The sequence below is a fragment of the Pseudoduganella namucuonensis genome, assembly GCF_900116645.1.
GTDB lineage: Bacteria > Pseudomonadota > Gammaproteobacteria > Burkholderiales > Burkholderiaceae_D > Rugamonas > Rugamonas namucuonensis.
On sequence record NZ_FPBO01000008.1, the window covers coordinates 171,440 to 189,992 of the forward strand.

The 18,553-nt window shown below is 63.3% G+C and carries 15 protein-coding genes and 1 tRNA gene; 10 read left to right on the plus strand and 6 right to left on the minus strand.

Annotated features, from left to right (window positions below; all coding sequences use genetic code 11):
- Positions 1–4 precede the first annotated feature (4 nt).
- Positions 5–80 (minus strand) — tRNA-Phe (locus BM436_RS11195).
- Positions 81–140: 60 nt separating this feature from the next.
- Here BM436_RS11195 and BM436_RS37030 point away from each other — a divergent pair.
- Positions 141–281 (plus strand): hypothetical protein, encoded by a 141-nt coding sequence (locus BM436_RS37030; RefSeq protein ID WP_177307130.1) that lies wholly within the window; start codon positions 141–143, stop codon positions 279–281.
- Positions 282–289: 8 nt separating this feature from the next.
- On the opposite strand, the gene BM436_RS11200 is transcribed toward BM436_RS37030, so the two are convergent.
- The gene (locus tag BM436_RS11200; protein WP_093555598.1) at positions 290–1,303 is read right to left on the minus strand and encodes a hypothetical protein; all 1,014 of its coding nucleotides are present in this window, start codon (positions 1,301–1,303) and stop codon (positions 290–292) included.
- A gap of 136 nt (positions 1,304–1,439) precedes the next feature.
- On the opposite strand from BM436_RS11200, the gene BM436_RS11205 reads away from it, so the two are divergent.
- Positions 1,440–2,888: a cytochrome P450 gene (locus tag BM436_RS11205; protein WP_093555599.1), complete on the plus strand. Its 1,449-nt coding sequence runs from the start codon at positions 1,440–1,442 to the stop codon at positions 2,886–2,888.
- 6 nt (positions 2,889–2,894) lie between these two features.
- Here BM436_RS11205 and BM436_RS11210 read toward each other — a convergent pair whose 3' ends face one another.
- Entirely contained in the window at positions 2,895–3,968 is a 1,074-nt protein-coding gene (locus BM436_RS11210) for an alpha/beta fold hydrolase (RefSeq protein ID WP_093555600.1), read from the minus strand.
- Between the two features lie 88 nt (positions 3,969–4,056).
- Here BM436_RS11210 and BM436_RS11215 point away from each other — a divergent pair, with 88 nt between their 5' ends.
- From BM436_RS11215 to BM436_RS11245, 7 genes are all read left to right on the plus strand, one after another.
- A complete protein-coding gene (locus tag BM436_RS11215; protein ID WP_093555601.1) occupies positions 4,057–5,337 on the plus strand; it encodes a DUF885 domain-containing protein in 1,281 nt (426 codons plus the stop codon).
- 564 nt (positions 5,338–5,901) lie between these two features.
- Positions 5,902–8,235, plus strand: coding sequence for a TonB-dependent receptor (locus BM436_RS11220; RefSeq protein ID WP_177307132.1), 2,334 nt, complete (start codon positions 5,902–5,904; stop codon positions 8,233–8,235).
- A 56-nt stretch (positions 8,236–8,291) separates the two neighbouring features.
- Positions 8,292–9,569, plus strand: coding sequence for an MFS transporter (locus BM436_RS11225; protein ID WP_093555603.1), 1,278 nt, complete (start codon positions 8,292–8,294; stop codon positions 9,567–9,569).
- A gap of 35 nt (positions 9,570–9,604) precedes the next feature.
- On the plus strand, positions 9,605–10,663 hold the full coding sequence (locus tag BM436_RS11230) for an LLM class flavin-dependent oxidoreductase (RefSeq protein WP_093555604.1): 1,059 nt from the start codon (positions 9,605–9,607) through the stop codon (positions 10,661–10,663).
- Positions 10,660–11,307: a cysteine hydrolase family protein gene (locus BM436_RS11235; protein WP_093555605.1), complete on the plus strand. Its 648-nt coding sequence runs from the start codon at positions 10,660–10,662 to the stop codon at positions 11,305–11,307. Before BM436_RS11230 ends, BM436_RS11235 begins: the two co-directional genes overlap by 4 nt.
- A gap of 4 nt (positions 11,308–11,311) precedes the next feature.
- Positions 11,312–12,637 (plus strand): zinc-binding metallopeptidase family protein, encoded by a 1,326-nt coding sequence (locus tag BM436_RS11240; RefSeq protein ID WP_093555606.1) that lies wholly within the window; start codon positions 11,312–11,314, stop codon positions 12,635–12,637.
- Positions 12,638–12,660: 23 nt separating this feature from the next.
- Positions 12,661–13,185 carry a flavin reductase family protein gene (locus BM436_RS11245; RefSeq protein WP_093555607.1) on the plus strand — a complete coding sequence of 175 codons (525 nt, stop codon included), beginning with the start codon at positions 12,661–12,663 and terminating at the stop codon, positions 13,183–13,185.
- Positions 13,186–13,247: 62 nt separating this feature from the next.
- On the opposite strand, the gene BM436_RS11250 is transcribed toward BM436_RS11245, so the two are convergent.
- Both BM436_RS11250 and BM436_RS11255 read right to left on the minus strand, forming a co-directional pair.
- Positions 13,248–14,216, minus strand: a complete 969-nt coding sequence (locus tag BM436_RS11250) for a helix-turn-helix transcriptional regulator (RefSeq protein WP_093555608.1) — start codon at positions 14,214–14,216, stop codon at positions 13,248–13,250.
- A gap of 212 nt (positions 14,217–14,428) precedes the next feature.
- Complete coding sequence (locus tag BM436_RS11255; protein ID WP_093555609.1) at positions 14,429–15,052, minus strand: GIN domain-containing protein; 624 nt, start codon at positions 15,050–15,052, stop codon at positions 14,429–14,431.
- Between the two features lie 149 nt (positions 15,053–15,201).
- Here BM436_RS11255 and BM436_RS11260 point away from each other — a divergent pair, with 149 nt between their 5' ends.
- Positions 15,202–15,402, plus strand: coding sequence for a hypothetical protein (locus BM436_RS11260; protein WP_093555610.1), 201 nt, complete (start codon positions 15,202–15,204; stop codon positions 15,400–15,402).
- 7 nt (positions 15,403–15,409) lie between these two features.
- On the opposite strand, the gene pulA is transcribed toward BM436_RS11260, so the two are convergent.
- Positions 15,410–18,544, minus strand: coding sequence for a pullulanase-type alpha-1,6-glucosidase (gene pulA / locus BM436_RS11265; RefSeq protein WP_093555611.1), 3,135 nt, complete (start codon positions 18,542–18,544; stop codon positions 15,410–15,412).
- Between the last annotated feature and the right edge of the window lie 9 nt (positions 18,545–18,553).

Sequence of the window (18,553 nt, forward strand, 5' to 3'; positions counted from 1 at the left end):
TTCTTGGTGGCCCGGGGCGGAATCGAACCACCGACACAAGGATTTTCAATCCTCTGCTCTACCAACTGAGCTACCAGGCCAAGAGCCCGCAATTATAGCGGCTCGAAATCCGTTTGCCTAGCCCTTCGTTGACGTTTGACATGTCCGGACGTAAAGTTTTCCTTTGTGGCATCAAGGTCACGCCGCTGAACCAGGGCGTGGCCGGGCGCCTGCGCGTGCGCTCGCTGTACGAGGGCCAGGAGTTCCCGTACCGGCTGGCCAAGCGCCTCGGCGGGCATTGAACGACTGGTCAGGGTTCGCGGCGGCGCGCCTTCAGGGCCTCGCCACCCGGCCCGAACAACAGCACCTGCTCCGCCTTTTGCGGCCTGCCGTCCGGCAGCGGCGGCACGCGCCGCGCCGGCGGGTGCTCGTACATCCACACCTCGTGGCCGCTGTCGAAGCGCACGGCCATCGCCGGCGGTCCCAGCCGCGCGCGCGCCTCGTCCTTGCCGGCGACGGGCGGCGCCCCCTCCGCCGGGTCGTCCATGTATTCAAAGCCGATCAGCGTGTCGTCCGGCCAGCCCCGGTCCCAGATCGGCGCGTAATAGGTCCGGTCCAGCAGCACTTGGCAGTCGCAATAGGGCAGGGTGTCCGGCGTCTGCGTGCCGCCCGCGTACAGCGCGCGGAAGGGCAGCGTCTCCGCGCGGCCGCCATGGCGCAGCGTCACGCCGAACAGCGGACGGTCGCTGAACTGCAGGTAGTTGCCGTCCCTGTCGGCGCACACCTGGTCCGCGTCGGCCAGCAGGTCGGACAGCCACGAGAACAGCCTGGAGTTGTTCGACACCAGGCCGGACTCCATCCCCACCAGGCATTCCAGCCGCAAGTCGCCCAGTCTTCGCATTCCCTCCGGCACCCCGGCGCTGCGCACCATGGCGCGCCAGGTCATGCTGCTGGTCTTGCGGTTGGCCACCAGCGCGGCGTCCTCGCGCACGGCCTGCGGGTTGCGCTCCAGCGTGAAGCTGTGGTCCTGCGCCATCGCCACCGGCAGCGTCACGCTGTCGCCCTTCACCTGCAGCGTCACGCCGTCCAGCTTCACGGTGGGCAGCCGGGGCAGCACCTGGAAGCGCAGCGTCGATCGCGGCGCGAGGGCGATGTCGCGCTGGTAGCGGTCCATGCCGCGCAACATCTTGCGGTAGGACTTGTCGACCGGGTCGCGCGTGTAGGGCACGTTGACGGTGGGGATGGGCGCGTCCTGGGCGGGCGCGGCGCCGGCCGCCGCCAACAGAATGAGCGCCGCCAGGAGCGGCCTCGCGTGGCTGGGCATGGTGGCCTCCTTCTCTGCGTCCTGCCATCTCATCCTGCCATCTTACGCCGCGATGGTTTTTCGCCACGCACGGCACAGGTGGCGCTCGCCGCGGTATTATTGCCAGATGTCAAATTTGCAATCACGGACGACCCGTATGGACCATACCGTTTCCCTCGCCGCCGACGAGCAGCCGCTGCGTTCGATCGCGTCGCTGCCCGGCCCGCGCCGCCTGCCGCTGGTCGGCAACGCCTTGCAGATCCATCCGCTGCGCATCCACCAGGAGGTGGAGCGCTGGTGCCGCGAGTACGGACCTTTTTTCCGCATGGATATCGGCCGCACCATGGCGCTGGTGGTGGCCGACCACGACGCGGTGTCCGAGGTGCTGCGCAACCGGCCGGACGGATTCCGGCGGCCCGTCATCTCCGAGCGGGTGGCGCGCGAGATGGGCGGCCTGCCTGGCCTGTTCGACGCCGAGGGCGCGGAGTGGCGCAACCAGCGCCGCATGGTGATGCAGGGCTTCGCGCCGCACGCCATCAAGGCCTATTTTCCCTCGCTGGTGAAAGTGGCGCTGCGGCTGCAGCGGCGCTGGGACGGCGCCGCGCGCGAAGGGCGCGCCATCGACCTGGCCGCGGACCTGAAGCGCTACACGGTGGACATCATCGCCGGCCTGGCCTTCGGCACGGAGGTCAACACCATCGACGGCGGCGAGGACGTGATCCAGCAATACCTGGACGAGATCCTGCCCGCCCTCGCGCGCCGCACTTTTTCGCCGATCCCGTACTGGCGCTATTTCCGGCTGCCGCAAGACCGCCGCCTGGACCGGGCGGTGGCCGAGCTGACCACGGCCGTGCGCGACCTGATCGCCCAGGCGCGCGACCGCATGGCCGCCAATCCCGCGCTGGCGGCGCGCCCGGGCAACCTGCTGGAGGCGATGATCGCCGCCTCCGACCAGGAGGGCAGCGGCGTGAACGACGAGGCGGTGGGCGGCAACGTGTCGACCATGCTGCTGGCTGGGGAGGACACCACCGCCAACTCCATCGCCTGGCTGCTGTATCTGCTGCGGCGCTCCCCCGGTGCGCTGGAGCGGGCATGCGAGGAGGTGCGGCGGCTGGCGCCGGACCCCGCCGGCTTCACCATCGAACGCATGGACGCGCTGGATTACCTGGACGCTTGCGTGCAGGAGTCGATGCGGCTCAAGCCCGTGGCGCCGTACATGCCGCTGGAGGCGCTGCGCGAGACGTCGGTGGCGGGCATCCACGTGCCGGTCGGTGGGCTGGTGTGGTGCGTGCTGCGCCACGACAGCGTGTCCGACGGCCATTTCCCGCGCGCGGCGGAATTCGATCCGCTACGTTGGTTGCCGGACGCCAACGGCGTCGTCGCCGGCGACAAGCGGGTGCCCATGCCATTCGGCTCGGGGCCGCGCACCTGCCCGGGGCGCTACCTGGCGCTGCTCGAGATCAAGGTCGCGATGGCCATGATACTGGGGCGCTACGACATCCTCGCCGTCGACACGCCGGACGGCAAGGAGGCCGGGGAACTGATGTCCTTCGTGATGTCGCCCATCGGCCTGACGATGCGGCTGCGGCTGCGCGACGGGGCCTGACGGCGACTAGTCCTTTGGCTCGGTCTCGGCCATCAGCTGCAGCAGATACTGCTTCCACAGCGGCGCCACAGTGTGGCTGCCGTGGCCGCGCGTGTCCGGCGTGAGTGGCAGCACGACGGCGCGGCCGCGTGGCACCCGCTTCACCTCCCGCTCCAGGATGCCCAGCTCGGGCGGATTGATCATGTCGTCCGCCGTGTTCACCGCCAGCAGCGGCGCCTGGATGCGCTCCAGCCCCGGACCCGGATCGTAGTCCCAGGACGCCGACAGCTGGTACAGCAGGTCGTTGGCGTCGCCGGTCTTCACGCCTGCGTCGGTGTACTCGTCCAGCGACTTGTCGGTGGCCGCCAGGGTCGGCGTCTGCCGCTGGCGCAGCACCGGGTTGCTGCCCATCAGGTACAGCATTTGCTGGCCGGTGCGCAGCGCCTGTGGCTGCGCCTTGTAATTACCCTCTTGCCAGCCCGGGTCGTTGCGGATGGCGTCGATCACCACCCGGCGCCAGGCTCGGTTGCGGCCCGCGATCTGCGTCGGCAGGCTGGCCATGGGCATCAGCGCGTCCATGAATCCCGGGTGGCGCTGGCCCCACACCCAGGCCTGCATGCCGCCCATCGAGGTGCCGAACACCAGGCGCAGGTGGTTCACGCCCAGCGCCTCGTTGAGCAGGCGGTGCTGGGCCTCCACCATGTCCGTGTAGCCGTAGCGGGGGAAGCCGGCGCGCAGGCCGTCGCTCGGTTTGCTGGACTGGCCGTGGCCGATGCCGTCGGTCAGCACGATGTAGTAGCGCGCCGCGTCCAGCGGGCAGCCGGCGCAAAACAGCTCACCGGCGAATTCCGGACGCAGGAACTGCGCGCCGGTGCCGCCGGTGCCGTGCGTGATCAGCACCGCGTTGCGCACCACGCCCTGGGCGTCGCGCCGCGGCTGGCCCAGCGTGCGGTAATGGATGCGCAGCTCGGGCAGCGTGGCGCCGGACGTGAAACGGAAGTCCTTGAGGACATGGTCGCCCTGTCGCGGCGCCGGGTAGTCGGCCGCGATGGCGCCGGCGCTGGCCAGCATCAGGGCGAGGTGGACGAGTGCTTTCTTCATGGGACGCCTCGGAATGGAAAGCCACGATCTTACACCCGCGCCACGTATAATCAGCGGCTGAAAATCCGCGCCAGGGAAGGGACCGACTATGAAAAAACTGCTAACGGCGGGAGCCGCCATGCTGATCGCGGGCAGCGCCTGGTCGGCCACGGTGCAGGAGGTGGCGGACGACTATATGCGGCTGGTGCTGGCGGTGGGCCGGCACGACGCCTCGTACGTGGACGCCTATTATGGCCCGCCCCAGTTGCAGGAACGGGTGGATGCCGAGAAACTGGGCCTGGCGGCGATTCGAAGCCAGGCCGAGGCCGCGCTCCGCGAGCTGCCCAAAGCCGGCGCCGACGCAGACGAGGCATTGCGCATCGTCTTCCTCGACAAGCAACTGCGGTCGATGCTGATGCGGGTGGATATGCTGGGCGGGAAGAAGTTCAGCTTCGACGAGGAAACGGCGGCGATGTACAACGCGGTGGCGCCGCATCAGGACCGCGCCCATTACGCGCGGCTGGTGGCGGAGATCGACACGCTGCTGGGCGGCACGGGCCCTGTGACCGAAAGGCTGAAGGCCTTCCGCGCCAGGGTGGAGATCCCCAAGGACAAGCTGCGTCCCGTGATGGAGGCGGCGATACGCGCCTGCCGCGAACGCACCGAAAAACACATCGCGCTGCCGGCCGGCGAGACCTTCGTGCTGGAATTCGTCGGCGGCAAGCCATGGTCGGGCTACAACTGGTACAAGGGCGGGGCGCACAGCCTTATCCAGATCAACAGCGAATTCCCCATCTATATAGACCGCGCGGTGGACCTGGGCTGCCACGAGGGCTATCCCGGCCACCACGTCTACAACGCGCTGCTGGAGCAGTCGCTGGTACGGGGCAAGGGGTGGCGGGAGTTCAGCGTCTATCCGCTGTATTCGCCGATGTCGCTGGTGGCCGAGGGTTCGGCCAATTACGGCATCCTGATGGCGTTCACGCCGCAGGAGCGGCTGGCGTTCGAGCGCGACGTGCTGTTTCCGCTGGCGGGGCTGGACCCGGCGCTGGCCGAGCCGTACGCGCGCCTGACCCAGTTGCTGGCCAAGCTGGCCTACGCCGACAACGACGCCGCGCGTCTATATCTGGACGGCGCGTTCACCAAGGAGCAGACGGTGGACTGGCTGGTCAATGTGCAGCTGTATCCGCCGGAGAAGGCCGAGCAGCGCGTGCGCTTCTACGAGGCCAACCGGGGCTACGTGATCAACTACACGGTGGGCGCGGACCTGGTGGGGCAATACGTGCGGCGCCACGCCACGTCCGCCGATCCGGACACGGCGCGCGCGCAGCGCTGGGAAGCGTTCCGCAAGCTGTTGTCGTCGCCGATGCTGGCTGGCGGCCTGCGGTAGGTAGAGCTTTCCGGCGAAATCCCTTGCGGACTTGGCGAGTGCCTGGTTCGCGGTACGCGAGCCTGGTACCAAGTCGGCGGCGGCCCAGTGCCAAGCTCGAAAAAAACGCGAACCCGGCACCTGTCTGGGCACTGGACATCCCGCAGCGCGGCTAATGCGCGGGCGGCCACTTTCGCATTCTACGAAGGGTGGCGCTACGTGGCGCCGCGCTGGGCGGCGCTCGCCCAGTTTGCCTAACCCTCTCTTCGGCATGCCGGGCGTGCACCGGCGTCTTCGTGCCACTCCCTCCAGCCACACCACGTCCAGCTTGAAGAGCATGGGCAGGTCCCCCCATCAATGCGAGAACTCGCGCGGGCTCATGGCGGGCGCATCGACAGCCAGGTCTTGTTTCCGGAATCCGAAGTCCTCCCAACGCCTGCCTTTCGCAGTGCGGCAAAAATCCAATTTGTCATGCGCTGCAATGCAAGAGCTTCTTCGAGCATTCAGCGCATCATTCATGCATGCAACGAAGCAAGTTGTGCCAGCGCTTCAAGCGCCAGCTCTCCACTAAACCAGGAAATCACGATGCTGAATAACAAAAAACGAACTGATGGCAGGACCGTCATATGGGCGGGAGCGCTAGTGCCATTTGTGCTGGGCATGCAGGCGGCGTATGGGCAAGAGGCCGATGCCGCGATGCCGGAAACTGTGGCGCCGGCGGGCAAGTCGGGCAGTCCCGCTTTGCCCGATAAGATCGAGCAAGTCATCATTACCGCCGAGAAGCGCAGTGTGAACATACAGAATGCACCGCTCTCCGTTACCGCGATCAGTGGTGAAAATCTTCAAAAATCCAATATCACTGCGCTTAATGGGCTCAATGGCCAGGTTCCCGGCATGTCGATTGCAAAGAGCAGCGGCTACGAAACGGTGGTGACCATGCGCGGCGTCGGTTCCGAAACGCCAGAGAGCGCCTATGCCACCGCGCCGGGCGTGTCGTTGCACGTGGACGGTGTCTACATCGCCAACAGTATCTCGCTGGACCAAAGCCTGTTCGACCTTGACCGGATCGAAGTCCTGCGCGGTCCGCAGGGCACCCTGTTCGGTCAAAGCTCCACCGGCGGCACCATCAATCTGATCTCCAAGCAGCCCGAGCTGAACGACTTCGGCGGCAGTGCCGACCTTAGCGCCGGCAATTACAAGCTGCGGCAAGGGCGTGTGGCGCTCAACATTCCGATCGGCGAAACGGTCGCTGTACGCGGTTCGGCACAAAAAAACGACCACGACGGCTTCGCCAGGTCGACCTACGGTTTCGGCCTCGACGAGTTGCATGACGCCAGTGGCAAGCTGGCCATGATGTGGAAGCCAAACGCCGATTTCTCGGCCATCCTGACCGGCCAGTGGTACCGCGCCAACCAAAACGGCGCGGAGCAGAAAAACATCCTCGATCCCGAACCTGATCCACGCACCGTCACTCAGGACTACGCGAGCACATTCAAACTCGCCGCCGATTTGTACCACTTGAACCTGGTCTACAACCTGCCGTGGGCGACATTCAAGTCCATCACCAGTTATCAGACGCTTGATCATAAACAACATATGAATGGCGCGCGCCTGGATTTCGCCACCCTCGGCGTCTATGACGATGTCGCTGCGTGGAACACCAAGCTGCAAAACTTTACCCAGGAGTTCGACCTGCAATCGCAACCTGGCGGCAAAGTCGACTGGGTCACCGGCCTGTTTATCATGAAACAGCGCAGCAACCAGTACGTGCTCGAATACAGCGGAAAAGACCTGGCGCGCGAGCACATCGTCCCGGCCGACAACGCCACCAGCTTGCCTGCCAATCTGAAGTATGCGGAGAACACGACGGTTCACCGTACTTCGTGGGCCCCGTTTTTCCAGACCACCTACCACGTCACAGACCACCTGCGTCTGACCGGCGGCGCGCGCTACAACAGTGACGCGACCAAGGGCGACCGTGGCACCTACTTCAATCTTTATGGCCCTCCCGGCAAGATCAATTACAGCAGCGGCAAGCCGACGGGCAAACTGGCGATCGATTATGACCTGCTTCCACAGAGCATGATCTATGCCAATGTCACGCGCGGCTACAAGCCCGGTGGCGACAACGCCAATAGCGATCCACTGATGGTGCCGCGCGCATTCAAGCCGGAGACCATTACAGCGTATGAACTCGGTTCGAAAAACAGATTCCTGGACAATACGCTGCGCCTGAATTTCTCGGCCTTCCTGAACGACTACCGGAACATGCAATACCTAGCGGTCGATCCAGTGCCCTACCAAGGCGGTATTGGCAACATTCCACGTACCCGTATCTATGGACTGGAAGCCGAAGCCTCGTGGCTCACGCTGGCCAATCGCCTCCGCATGAATGCCAACCTGACCGTTATGCGCGGCCTGGTGGTCGGCGACTACAAGACGCTGGATGCGGCCGGTGTCGCCAATGCGGTCGCGGCGACGCCGATCTGTGCCGGTTATTACGGCTTCCCCGGCCCAAGCCGCGCCTGTGAAGCGGCGATAGCCGCGCAGGCCAGTAACGTGAAAGGCAATTCGACGCCGAAGACACCGAAATACCAGGGTTCGATTAACGGAAGTTACAAGTTCCTGTCCGAACACGGCGTGCTGACCTCGCGCGCCGAGTATGTCTACCGCGGTGCCTTTGTCTATCGCGTCTTCAATAACGGCGCGCTCGATCATGTCGCTTCCTATGGCTTGGTCAACCTGAATTTCGACTATCAGCCGAACGACAGCAATGTTCGTTACTCCGTGGCCGTGTCAAATTTGCGCAATAAGGCAGGCATCAACTCGCGCTATACCGATCCTTACGGTATCGGCCAGACCAGCAACGAGTACATCGCTCCGCGCCAGGTCATTGCCACCATCGGCTATAGCTTCTGACGCAACCGGCAGGTTGGCGGCAACCTGTTGGGAATGATCCGGTAGAGGGAAATCGCATGAAAAATACTTATAGCAAGGTTTATCAACTGAGCATGCTCGCGCTCCTGAGCACGATCTATTTTTTGATCACGGCGGCGACCTTCACTTCGTTGGGCGTGGTGTTGCCAAGCATGATCAACGAGATGCAATGGAGCTGGTCGAGCGCAGGCCTGGGCTTTACGTTGTTGGGACTGGCCTGCGGTCTTTCGAGCTACCTACCGGCCATGTTTATTCGCCGGTTGGGGGTGCGCCAGACTTTTTTGCTCGGCGCCTTGATCCTGGCGTCAGGCTTCGCATTGTTGGCCTGTTGCCATGGCCTGGTGTCTTACCTGGCAGGCATGATTTTGCTCGGGACCGGTTTCAGCTTTGTGGCCACCGTGCCGGGAACTTACGTCATCGGCCGGATGTATAAAAATCAGGCGTTCGCGTTTGGTTTCTATTTCACCGTCGGCGGGCTCGGTGGCGTGGTGGGGCCGTTGCTGGTGGTCCTCGCCACCGACGTGCTGGGCAGCTGGCGCATGCACTGGGAGCTGTGTGGCATCTTCCTGACCGCCGCATGCCTGCTCGCTGCCGCGACCCTGCCGTCGGGACAGCGCGAACGCGAACATGCGGAATATGTGAGCAATGCCGCAAACCGGGACCAAGGGAGCGCGGTCTACCACACCGATCAGGCCTGGACGGCGCGGCAAGCGATGGGCACCTGGCAGTTCTATGCGATTGCCGCGGCGTATACCACCTTTCTGCTGGTGGGCATTACCACCAACAGCTTTGCTGTTGCGCACATCACGGATCATGGCTTCAGTCCCCAACTGGCCGCCGCATTGCTGAGCGCTGAAGCCCTGATCAACTCCTTCTCGCGTTCGATCGCCGGTATTTTCGGCGAAAAAATCGAACCCAAGAAAATGCTCATCAGCAGTCTGCTGTTGATGGTGGGAGGCACGCTTGCACTCAGCGCGGCCGCGTCGTTCCCGATGCTGATTATTTTCGCCATCGGTGTCGGCGCCGGCTATGGCGCGGCATTCCTGGCCACCAGCGTGCTGCTGTCCAACTACTTCGGACGTGGGCCGTACCTGGAGATTTTCTCTGCCGTCAATCTGATCTCCACGTTGGCCTGTTTCGGTCCTTTACTTGCCGGCCGGATGAAGGACGACCTGGGAAGTTTTAGCGGGGTGTTTTTGCTGGTTGCGATTATTCCAATGATGATTGTGCTGGCTATCCGCTGCTTGAAACCACCGGTAAAGCAACAGGAATTCAGCGACCTGCCGACTAACGTTCAAGGCAACTCCGGTAGTTAAACCGTCATCGTATTTATCAGTGAGGAATCATAGAAATGGAATGCTCTAAAGAGTTCGGTGTTTTTCTTCCCATCGCCAAAGGCGGATGGATCATTTCCCGCAACACGCCACTGCTGGACGCCTCGTATCAGCAAAACCGGGAAGCCGCCATCCTGGCAGACGAGATTGGCCTTGATTTCATCATGTCGATGGCCAAGTGGCGTGGATTTGGCGGCGATACGCAGCACTGGGATGCTTCGCTGGATTCGGTGACGATGATGGCGGGGATTGCCGAGGCCACACGGCACGCCCGTATCATCGCGACTATGCATGCGGGTTTGCATAATCCCGCGGTGGTCGCCAAGATGATCAGCACGCTTGACCAGATCAGCGGTGGACGCGCCGGCCTGAATATCGTCTCCGGTTCGTTCAAGGATGAATTCGAACAGATGGGCGCATGGGATGCGTCGCTGGACCATGACGAGCGCTACGCGATGACGTCGGAATGGACCAGCCTCATCAAAATGCTCTGGTCCGAGCCGCGCGTCAGCTGCGACGGCAAATTCTTTACGTTGAAAGACTGCATCTCGGATCCTAAGCCGGTCAGCAAGCCGCGTCCCTTCCTGGTGTGTGCCGGCCAATCGGAGCGTGGTCTGCGATTTAGTGTGCGCAATACCGATGCCTGCTTTATCGGGGGCAAGGATGACGAGGAAACCCGCAAAATCAGCTTGCGGGCCAAAGCCCTGGCGCAGGAGTTGAATACGTCGATCAAGACGTTTTGCATGTCCACCGTGATTTGCGCAGACACCGACGCCGAGGCCGCCGCGCTTGCCGAACATTATCGCGCGGGTCTCGATGTCGACGCGGTCAAGGGCATGATGCGCAGCTTTGGCGTCGATGTCGGCGGGCAGAACAACGCCATGGTCGAGCGTGCCAATAATGCCTTCATGACGCATACCACCATCGGCAATCCGGCGGCGTGCCGTAGCCAGTTGTCGGCGTTGCTGCGTAACTGCGAGCTCGATGGGGTGATGCTGATTTTTCCGGAATATGCGGCAGGCCTGACACGTTTCGGGCGGGATGTTCTGCCGCAACTTCGCGCCGAGTTCGCATGACGCCGTCCCCGTTGGATGATTTGCTCGCGCCAGGCGGAGTGGCGCTATGCGTGATCGATATACAGGTCGATTTCGCAGCGCCGGATGGGGCGTTGGCTCGCATGGGCGTACCGGTTGAACAAGCCGCCGCCGCGATCGGAAACGCCGCCCGGCTGGTCAGCGCGGCCCGCGGCGCCGGTGTGCCGATATTTTTTGCCGGATTGAAGACCGATCCGACAACTGATTCGGCGGCCTGGATCAAGTGGATGCGCTACCGCAACGTCGATCCGGATGCGGCCTATGCGGTATGCCGCGATGGTTCAGGCGGGGAGTGTTTTTATCAGGTGCTGCCACAGGGCTGCGACAAGATCGTATGGAAGCAGCGTTATAGCGCGTTCGTTGGAACCGACTTCGACTCCCGGCTGCGCGATCTGCGGGTCGACACGCTGGTCATTTGCGGGTTGAGCACCGAATGTTGCGTTGACTCGACGGTGCGCGACGCGTTCCAGCGGGACTGGCTGGTGGTCGTGGCGGGTGACGCCTGCGCGGCCTATCGTGACGATTTCCATGTCCATACACTGGAAGTGTTGGCGGAGAACTTCGCAGCCATTCTCGATACGGATGAAATCGTCGCGCAGTGGGAACGACAAACGATAAAAGGATAGGACCATGGCATCGAATTTCAATGCTCATCAACAGCCAGCTTCACAGTTATATCGGATTTCCGCCGAAGAAAAAGCCCAGATAGACGCCGCCATTGATAGTGAGGAATTGACAGATCTGGCACTGGAACTTGGCAATATTCCCAGCCGTTCCGGCGAAGAGGGTGCCGCGGCACGCTATGTCTTCGACTGGATGCGGCGCGAAGGATTTAAGCCGCGCGCAGTGGGCGCCACGCCAGAGCGGCCGAATATCATTGGCGAGTATGGTGGACGCGGCAATGCAGCCAACCTGCTTTTTACCGCGCATCTCGACACGGAAAGCCCGGCGTTTTCCGCCCAGCTCGACGATTACAAATATCGTCCCGAGACGGTTCAGCAAAAGGAGTGGACGCGGTGCTGGCTGCAGGATAATCGCCTGCACGGCTATCCCATCGCAAATGATCGCGGCCCGATGAGCTGCTTTCTCATCGCCGCCAAAGCCTTGCGCAAGACTGGCATTGAGCTTGCTGGGCGGCTTTATCTGACCGCATGCCCGGGGGAGATTGGACCGGAGCCGATCGAGGAATACCAGGGTATCGGCTATCTGGGCAAGGACATTGGCGCCCATTATCTGTTCCATCATGGCGGCATCGCGGCCGATTATGCCATCGCCGCCGAAGGTACCGATTACGGTATCACGTGGAAGGGCTGCGGTTACGTGCTATTCCGTATACGCCTGCTGGGCCAAAGCACCTTTACGCCGGCGCTCGCCCACCATGCCGATCTGGCATCGCATCCCAACCCGATCTATCGGATCGGCAGGCTGATCGAAGCGTTGCACGGCTGGGCTGGCGACTATGAAGTGCGCTATCGCGACGAGAGCGAAGGCGGCATATCGATTCCGAAGGTGCAAATCGATGCCATCCGGGGCGGTGTGCCACATACCTTTGGCAGTGGCAGCGAGATATGCGGGCTCTATCTGGAGGTGGGCCTGACCGCACGGCAGACGGTGGCGCCGGTGTTGCGCGAGTTGCAAACGCTGCTGGGTAGCCTGGACCTTGGCGAGTTTGACATCAGCCCGCTGGTGGTGCGCCATGGCTATGAGGCCGACCGCGATGCCGTCGCACCGCTGGTTGCCGCCATTGGCAGCGCCACCGAGGGCGTTCTTGGACATGCGCTGAAGCGCGCCGATCCGATTTATTCAAGCATGTGGCGCGATCACAATGTCTTCAATATGCAGCGCATTCCGGCCGTCACCTGTGGCATTCCGCGGGTGTTGCCAACCCCGGATGATCTGGTCCGCAGTGCAAAAATCTATGCGCTGACCGCACTGGCCATTTGTGGCCGTGCCTAACTCAATAACAGGAATCTTAGCTAATGAAAACCGCATTGACTTCGCCGGGCCCGGTGGCCGCAGAGCCTGGAACGTTCGAATCGAAAGAACAAACCACGCAGTGGCGCCAGGCCATGGCGGAATTTCCCTCGGGCCTGACCATCGTCACGACCATGGACAATGAGCGCCCCTCAGGCACCACGGTCAGTGCATTTTGCAGCCTGTCGTTGCGGCCGCGACTGCTGCTGGTATGCCTCGACCTGCGCAGCAATACCCTCAAGGCCATTAATGAAACCGGCAGATTCGCCGTCAATATTCTTTCAGCACAGGCACAGCCGCTGGCATTGAAGTTCGGGGTGAAAGAAGGCGACAAGTTTGCGGACGTGGATTACCAGGTCGGCGATCTGGGTTGTCCACTGCTATCGGACTGTTGCGCCAACATCGAGTGCCATGTCCACGCCAGCTATATCGAAGGCGATCACGCTATCCTGATCGGCAAGCCGGCGCTGATCAGGCGTGAGCCAGCGCATCCGGCGCTGGTTTATCATCGCGGTGCATTCAACGCCTGAACCGGTATCAACACCAGAAAAAGTCGCGGCCCGCGGCTTTTTCCGCATTGCAGCCGCCAGCCTTAGTTAGCTACTGGTACTTCCAATAATTTGGTCCGGTACGCGCGTGGCGAGCAGCCATACTCGGCGCTGAAGGCGCGGCTGAAGTAGGCGAGATCGTTGAATCCCCAGTTATAGCAGATTTCAGAAATCGACAATGAAGCGTTCAGCCGATTCGATAAATCCTTCCTGCATTGCTCCAGCCTGCGCGTGCGTACATATTGACTGAAGCACGTATTTGCTTGCGCAAAGATCTTTTGTACATAGCGCGGCGAGACGTTGTGACGGCGCGCCACGCCGGCAAGACTCAGCTCGCAATCGCCCAAGTGCAAATCGATCGAATGGCAGATTTCCTGAAAATGCCGTGCATGGCCCAGGTCTTTGCAGTCGTTAAGGGGCGGCAGCATGGCCAGGCTGTAGGTCAACAGTTCAGCCAGTGCTGTTTCCACCGGGTGGAATGACATCTCGGTGAAACTGCCCATCTGGGCTGCCACCGAGCTGAGAAAATCGGACAGCACGTGATTAATCCCGTGTTGACGGGAAATGGTTCCCGCCCGGATGGCCAGCGGATTCAGCAGCCGTTTGTAGAACACTTCATGCGGTATTTCCACCGTCAGAATTTCGAAGTCGCTGTTCAAATGCAGTTCGACTCTTTCCACCCCGCCCGCACCATACAGGATGTCGCCGACGTCCAGCGCATGCGTTTGCCCGCCAATGCGCAATGTTGCATTTCCTTCGTGTATCAATGCAATCCACAGGTTGGTGGAACTGGTTCGAGTGGTGGGGTAGTCGCCTACAATGGCTTGCGGCGAACCAGACAACTTGACGAACTGCATCCCCAGTGGTGAGCGGTTATAGCTGACTTCACCGCGCAGCTCGTCCAGTATGGTTTCCCGCGACATCGACAGGTATACCTTCTGTAATGCATCACGCCAGATGCCCTCCCGATGTTCGGTTGCATATGCCGACGTGCGCAAGCTCCAGTTATTCATGACTTCCCCTCAGAGAACACTACTTTTAGTTGAGCAAATTCCGTGCCCAACAGCAAAGGCCTGTGCGCCCGTGGTTTGGGGATGCATTCGGGGACGCTCGCCCCAGTTTCGTGCGGAGCGCACAATGATGTGGCGAGAGTGTAGTGATGTTTTATGCTGCGTTCGCCGGCATGGCCAGCTCGTCAACGAGGGGGCGACGCGCGCATGCAGCGTCACTCGCGGGCGTTGACGCTGCCGATGCCGTTGACGGTCTTGTTCACGTGGCGCGGCTTGCCGTAGTAATCCAGGCTGCCCATGCCGTTGACCACGGCGTTCAGCGTGTCCGTCGCGGTCACCTTCACCGCCCCCAGGCCGTTGAAGTTGACGTCGGCGCGCTCCGCATGCAGTTCCTTGGTGTCCACCTCGCCCACACCCTGCGCCTTCAGGCGCAGCAGCTTGACCTTGCCGCTGGCCGAGAAGCTGCCGGCGCCCTGGTAGCTCACGTCCAGCCGCTCGCCCCGCATGTTCCTCAGCACCGTCTCGCCGGCGCCTTCGCCGATGAACTTGACCAGCGCGGGCACCGTGACGACGACCCGCGGATCGCCGCCGGTGTTGCTCATGGATTTGTCCTTCATGTAGATCTTCAGCTCCCCGTTCACCACCTCGGTGATCAGGCGGCTGGTGAACTTCTCGTTGCCGCTCACCGTCACCGATTGCGCCTTGCCGCCTTCGACCGTGATGCTGAGCGGACCCTTGCTGTCGATCGCGGTGAACGGCGCCACGGTGCGCACCTGTTCATCGGCGTGGGCGCAGGCGGCGAACGTGGCGAACCCGGCGAGGATAAGTAGACGGCGCATGTGTGACCCTCCTATAAGTTGTTGCGTTTATTGTAATGGCGCGCGCCCCCGGGATGTCAAATTTGCGACGGATCGCGGATGGGCGGGGTTGAATTGTTAGAATGCGGGTCCGGGCGACCGCCCACCGCCCACCGCGATAAGGAATCAAAATGACGTACGAGGAATACCTGGATGAAGTGACCACGCTGATCACGGAGAAGTACAACGTGGCCGATGCGGCCGCCATCAAGCTGGTGATGAAGGCGCAGGACGAGGAGTTCTTCGTCCGCCACGATGAAGTCGCGTCCCTGCGCAACCTGGACCAGGCGCACAAGGACGCGAAAACCATCTTCATGGCGGCGAAGAAGTAAGGTCCGTTTAGTCGTCGTCCTCCTCATGGGCGGCGTTCTCCACGAACACCGCCGTCGTGCGCGGCGGGATGGTGAACGCGCCCGAGGCGCCGTTGTAGGCGGCGTTGCGCACCGCGCGGTCGCTTTCCGACTTGCGCTGCACCTTGTGCAGCTTCAGCTTGCGTCCCCGCAGCTCGGCCAGGGTCACCGTCCTGGCCACCTTGTCCACATTGAACAGCACCAGCACCGACTTGTACTTCGCCCCGTCGTAGCGGCTCGGATGCTGGCCGTCGATGCTCATCGCCACCACGCCCGCCACCTGCAGCGGACCGGTGTTGTGGAAGCGCAGGCGCTCGGCCACGTCGCCGGCGGTGCGCAGGCGGAACAGCGTGCTGTCGGCGCGGATGGCCAGCAGGTCGTTCATGTAGTCGCGCGCGTCGATGATGGCGGCGCGGTCCGGCTTGATCAGCGGATTGGCCAGCACCGGCGACATCAGGCTCCAGTTGTCGCGGTTCACGCCGGCCATTGGCAAGCCCACGCCGAAGTTGTTGGACTGGTAGCCGTAGTCCAGGCGGTTGAACCAGTCGCCCGCGTCGTAGCTGTCGCGGTCCAGCGACTTCGAACGCAGGATCTCCTGGCCCGCGTGCAGGAAGGGCACGCCCTGCGACAGCACGTTGATGGCCGCGCCCAGGTTCTGCACGCGCACGCGGTCGGCCAGGCTGGTGTTGGCCGGCAGCTTGAAGGCGTTCAGGTCGAACAGGGTCTGGTTGTCGTGCGCCTCCACGTAGTTGATGGTCTCGGCCGGGTTGGCCGCGAAGCCCGCCTTCTGGCCGAAGTAGTCGATCTCCGAGTTCTTGCGCACGGCGCCGGTGCGGTCCGTGAAGCTGTAGTCGCGCAGCGTGCCGGACAGGCCCACCCGCACCAGGTCCGCCAGGCGCAGCAGGTCGTCCTTGCTCTGCGTGGACTTCGCGTTCGGATCGTAGAACACGCCGTTGATGAAGCCCTGCTGGCTGACCAGCGCCTCGCCGCCGTCGCAGCAGCCGCCGCCGCGCACCGCGTCGCGCAGGCGGTCGTTGAAGGAGCCGATGCCGCTGCCGAACATATTGGCCTGGCGCGCCTGCACGAAGCGGGCGTCGTTGCCCACCGCGCCGAAGTTCCACGCCTCGCCGTAGATGTAGATGTCGCGTTTTGCGGCCGCGTTGACGGCCGCCTGAAGGCGGTTCATCACCGCCAGCGGCGTGAAGCCCATGATGTCGAAGCGGAAGCTGTCGATCTTGTAGTCGCGCGCCCAGGTCGCGGCCGAATCGATCATCAGCTTGGCCATCATCGCGTTCTCCTGCGCGGTGTCGGCGCAGCAGCTGTCGTTGGTGATGCCGCCGGCGCTGTTCATCCGGTAGTAATAGGCCGGCACGATCTTGTCCAGCACCGACAGCGGGCCTTGCTGCGACGCGCTGGTGTGGTTGTACACCACGTCCATCGTCACCCGCAGGCCCTGCTCGTGCAGCGACTGCACCATGGAGCGGAACTCGCGCACGCGCACCGCGCCGTCGTTGGCGTTGCTGGAGTAGCTGCCCTCGGGCGTCGTGTAGTGCACCGGGTCGTAGCCCCAGTTGAAGCAGTCGGCGCCGCGCGTGGCCTCCACCGCCGCCTGCTGCAGTTCGGAGTTGGCCGCCGCCGCCGGGATGGCCGGCGTGGCGCAGCCGCTCTCGTTGACGCTGGCGAAGTCGAACGCCGGCAGCAGGTGGATGTGGGTCAGGCCGGCCGCCTGCATGCCCTTCAGGTGGCGCATGCCGTTGGAATCGCGCTCGGTGAAGGCCAGGTATTTGCCGCGGCGCTCGGCCGGCACCGTGCTGTCACCGGCGCTGAAATCGCGCACGTGCAGCTCGTACAGCGAGATGTCGGCGGGATGCGCCAGCCGCGGGATGGCGTGGTTGTCCCAGCCGTCCGGCTTCAGCGCGCGGCTATCCAGGTTGGCCACGAAGCTGCGCTGGCTGTTGGCGTTCACGCTCAGCGAGTACGGGTCGGTCACCGTGTTGCTGACCAGGGTGTTGTTGGCCCAGCGCGACAGCACCTTCACGTTGTAGGTGTAGTAGTAGCGGTTGGTCCAGCCGCTGCCGCCCGAGGTGTAGCTCCACACGCCGCTGGCCGCGTCGCGCGTCATCGGCATTTGCAGGGTGCTGGGCGAGCTGGCGTCCGGGTACAGCGTCAGGCTGACCGACTTGGCGGTCGGCGCCCACACGCGGAAGGTGGGCACGCCGGCCTGGTCGAAGCTCAGGCCCAGGTTGGCGCTGGCGGCGGCGGGCGCGAACACGTCGTCCAGCATGCCGGCCGCCTGCAGCGAGGTGACCTGCACCAGCTTGCCGGCCGCGTCGAACTGCGCGACGGCGAACTGGCCGCTGGCCTTGTCCGCCACGGACGCCGCGTCGCTGGCGGACAGGGTGAGGGCGGTGGCCGCGGCCAGGTGCGGATACTTCTGTTTCAGCGCGTCCGGCAGCGCGGCGGCCGGCGTCAGCGCCATGCTGCCGTCGGCGCCGGTCACGCCGCCGGTGTCCGAACCCAGGCCGCCGTTGGCCGCGTAATACAGCTTATAGCTGCCGGCGCTGGGCACGCCCGGCCAGGCCAGCGTGGAGGCGCTCAGCCAGTGCGCGGTGGCCTGGTTCAGGTTGCCGAAGCTGACGGGCGGCTGCGCCGGGTAGACCGTGCAGTCGCCCTCCAGCATCCACACCTCTTGGCCGGCGGCGGCGATGTCGGCGCTGAAGTTCACCGACTGGTCGCTGCCGCAATTCTTGTTGCCGCTGCCATCCGTCACCAGGAACCACATCGCGGACTTGGCGGTGTTGACGGGGATGTCCACGTAGCCGCCGAAGGCGTCGCCGCCGGTCATCATGAAGCGGTCGGCGATCCAGGCCGAACTGGGGTTGAGCGGGCCGTCCCACGAGTACACGCCCCACTGGGCCGCGTCGTTCTGGGTGCGGTGGAAGTGCATGCGGATGGTGGCGGGCGCGAGCGCTGGCCCGCCTTGGACCTTGCCGCCCATCACTTTAGGTGGCTGCCCGGCGGCGCCGTCCCCGCCGCCCGCGCCGCAACCGGCCAGCAGCGTCAGCGCGCCGCAGACGACGATGGCAGGCAGGGTTTTTGAACTAAAACTACAGTGTATTCTCATACTTGTCTC

Excerpts from the sequence above, each read along its gene's own strand:
- BM436_RS11250 (WP_093555608.1), bottom strand. The coding sequence starts at position 14,216 with ATGAATAACTGGAGCTTGCGCACGTCGGCATATGCAACCGAACATCGG.
- BM436_RS11210 (WP_093555600.1), bottom strand. The coding sequence starts at position 3,968 with ATGAAGAAAGCACTCGTCCACCTCGCCCTGATGCTGGCCAGCGCCGGC.
- BM436_RS11245 (WP_093555607.1), top strand. The coding sequence starts at position 12,661 with ATGAAAACCGCATTGACTTCGCCGGGCCCGGTGGCCGCAGAGCCTGGA.
- BM436_RS37030 (WP_177307130.1), top strand. The coding sequence starts at position 141 with ATGTCCGGACGTAAAGTTTTCCTTTGTGGCATCAAGGTCACGCCGCTG.
- pulA (WP_093555611.1), bottom strand. The coding sequence starts at position 18,544 with ATGAGAATACACTGTAGTTTTAGTTCAAAAACCCTGCCTGCCATCGTC.
- BM436_RS11225 (WP_093555603.1), top strand. The coding sequence starts at position 8,292 with ATGAAAAATACTTATAGCAAGGTTTATCAACTGAGCATGCTCGCGCTC.
- BM436_RS11215 (WP_093555601.1), top strand. The coding sequence starts at position 4,057 with ATGAAAAAACTGCTAACGGCGGGAGCCGCCATGCTGATCGCGGGCAGC.
- BM436_RS11240 (WP_093555606.1), top strand. The coding sequence starts at position 11,312 with ATGGCATCGAATTTCAATGCTCATCAACAGCCAGCTTCACAGTTATAT.
- BM436_RS11235 (WP_093555605.1), top strand. The coding sequence starts at position 10,660 with ATGACGCCGTCCCCGTTGGATGATTTGCTCGCGCCAGGCGGAGTGGCG.
- BM436_RS11205 (WP_093555599.1), top strand. The coding sequence starts at position 1,440 with ATGGACCATACCGTTTCCCTCGCCGCCGACGAGCAGCCGCTGCGTTCG.
- BM436_RS11255 (WP_093555609.1), bottom strand. The coding sequence starts at position 15,052 with ATGCGCCGTCTACTTATCCTCGCCGGGTTCGCCACGTTCGCCGCCTGC.
- BM436_RS11260 (WP_093555610.1), top strand. The coding sequence starts at position 15,202 with ATGACGTACGAGGAATACCTGGATGAAGTGACCACGCTGATCACGGAG.
- BM436_RS11220 (WP_177307132.1), top strand. The coding sequence starts at position 5,902 with ATGCTGAATAACAAAAAACGAACTGATGGCAGGACCGTCATATGGGCG.
- BM436_RS11200 (WP_093555598.1), bottom strand. The coding sequence starts at position 1,303 with ATGCCCAGCCACGCGAGGCCGCTCCTGGCGGCGCTCATTCTGTTGGCG.
- BM436_RS11230 (WP_093555604.1), top strand. The coding sequence starts at position 9,605 with ATGGAATGCTCTAAAGAGTTCGGTGTTTTTCTTCCCATCGCCAAAGGC.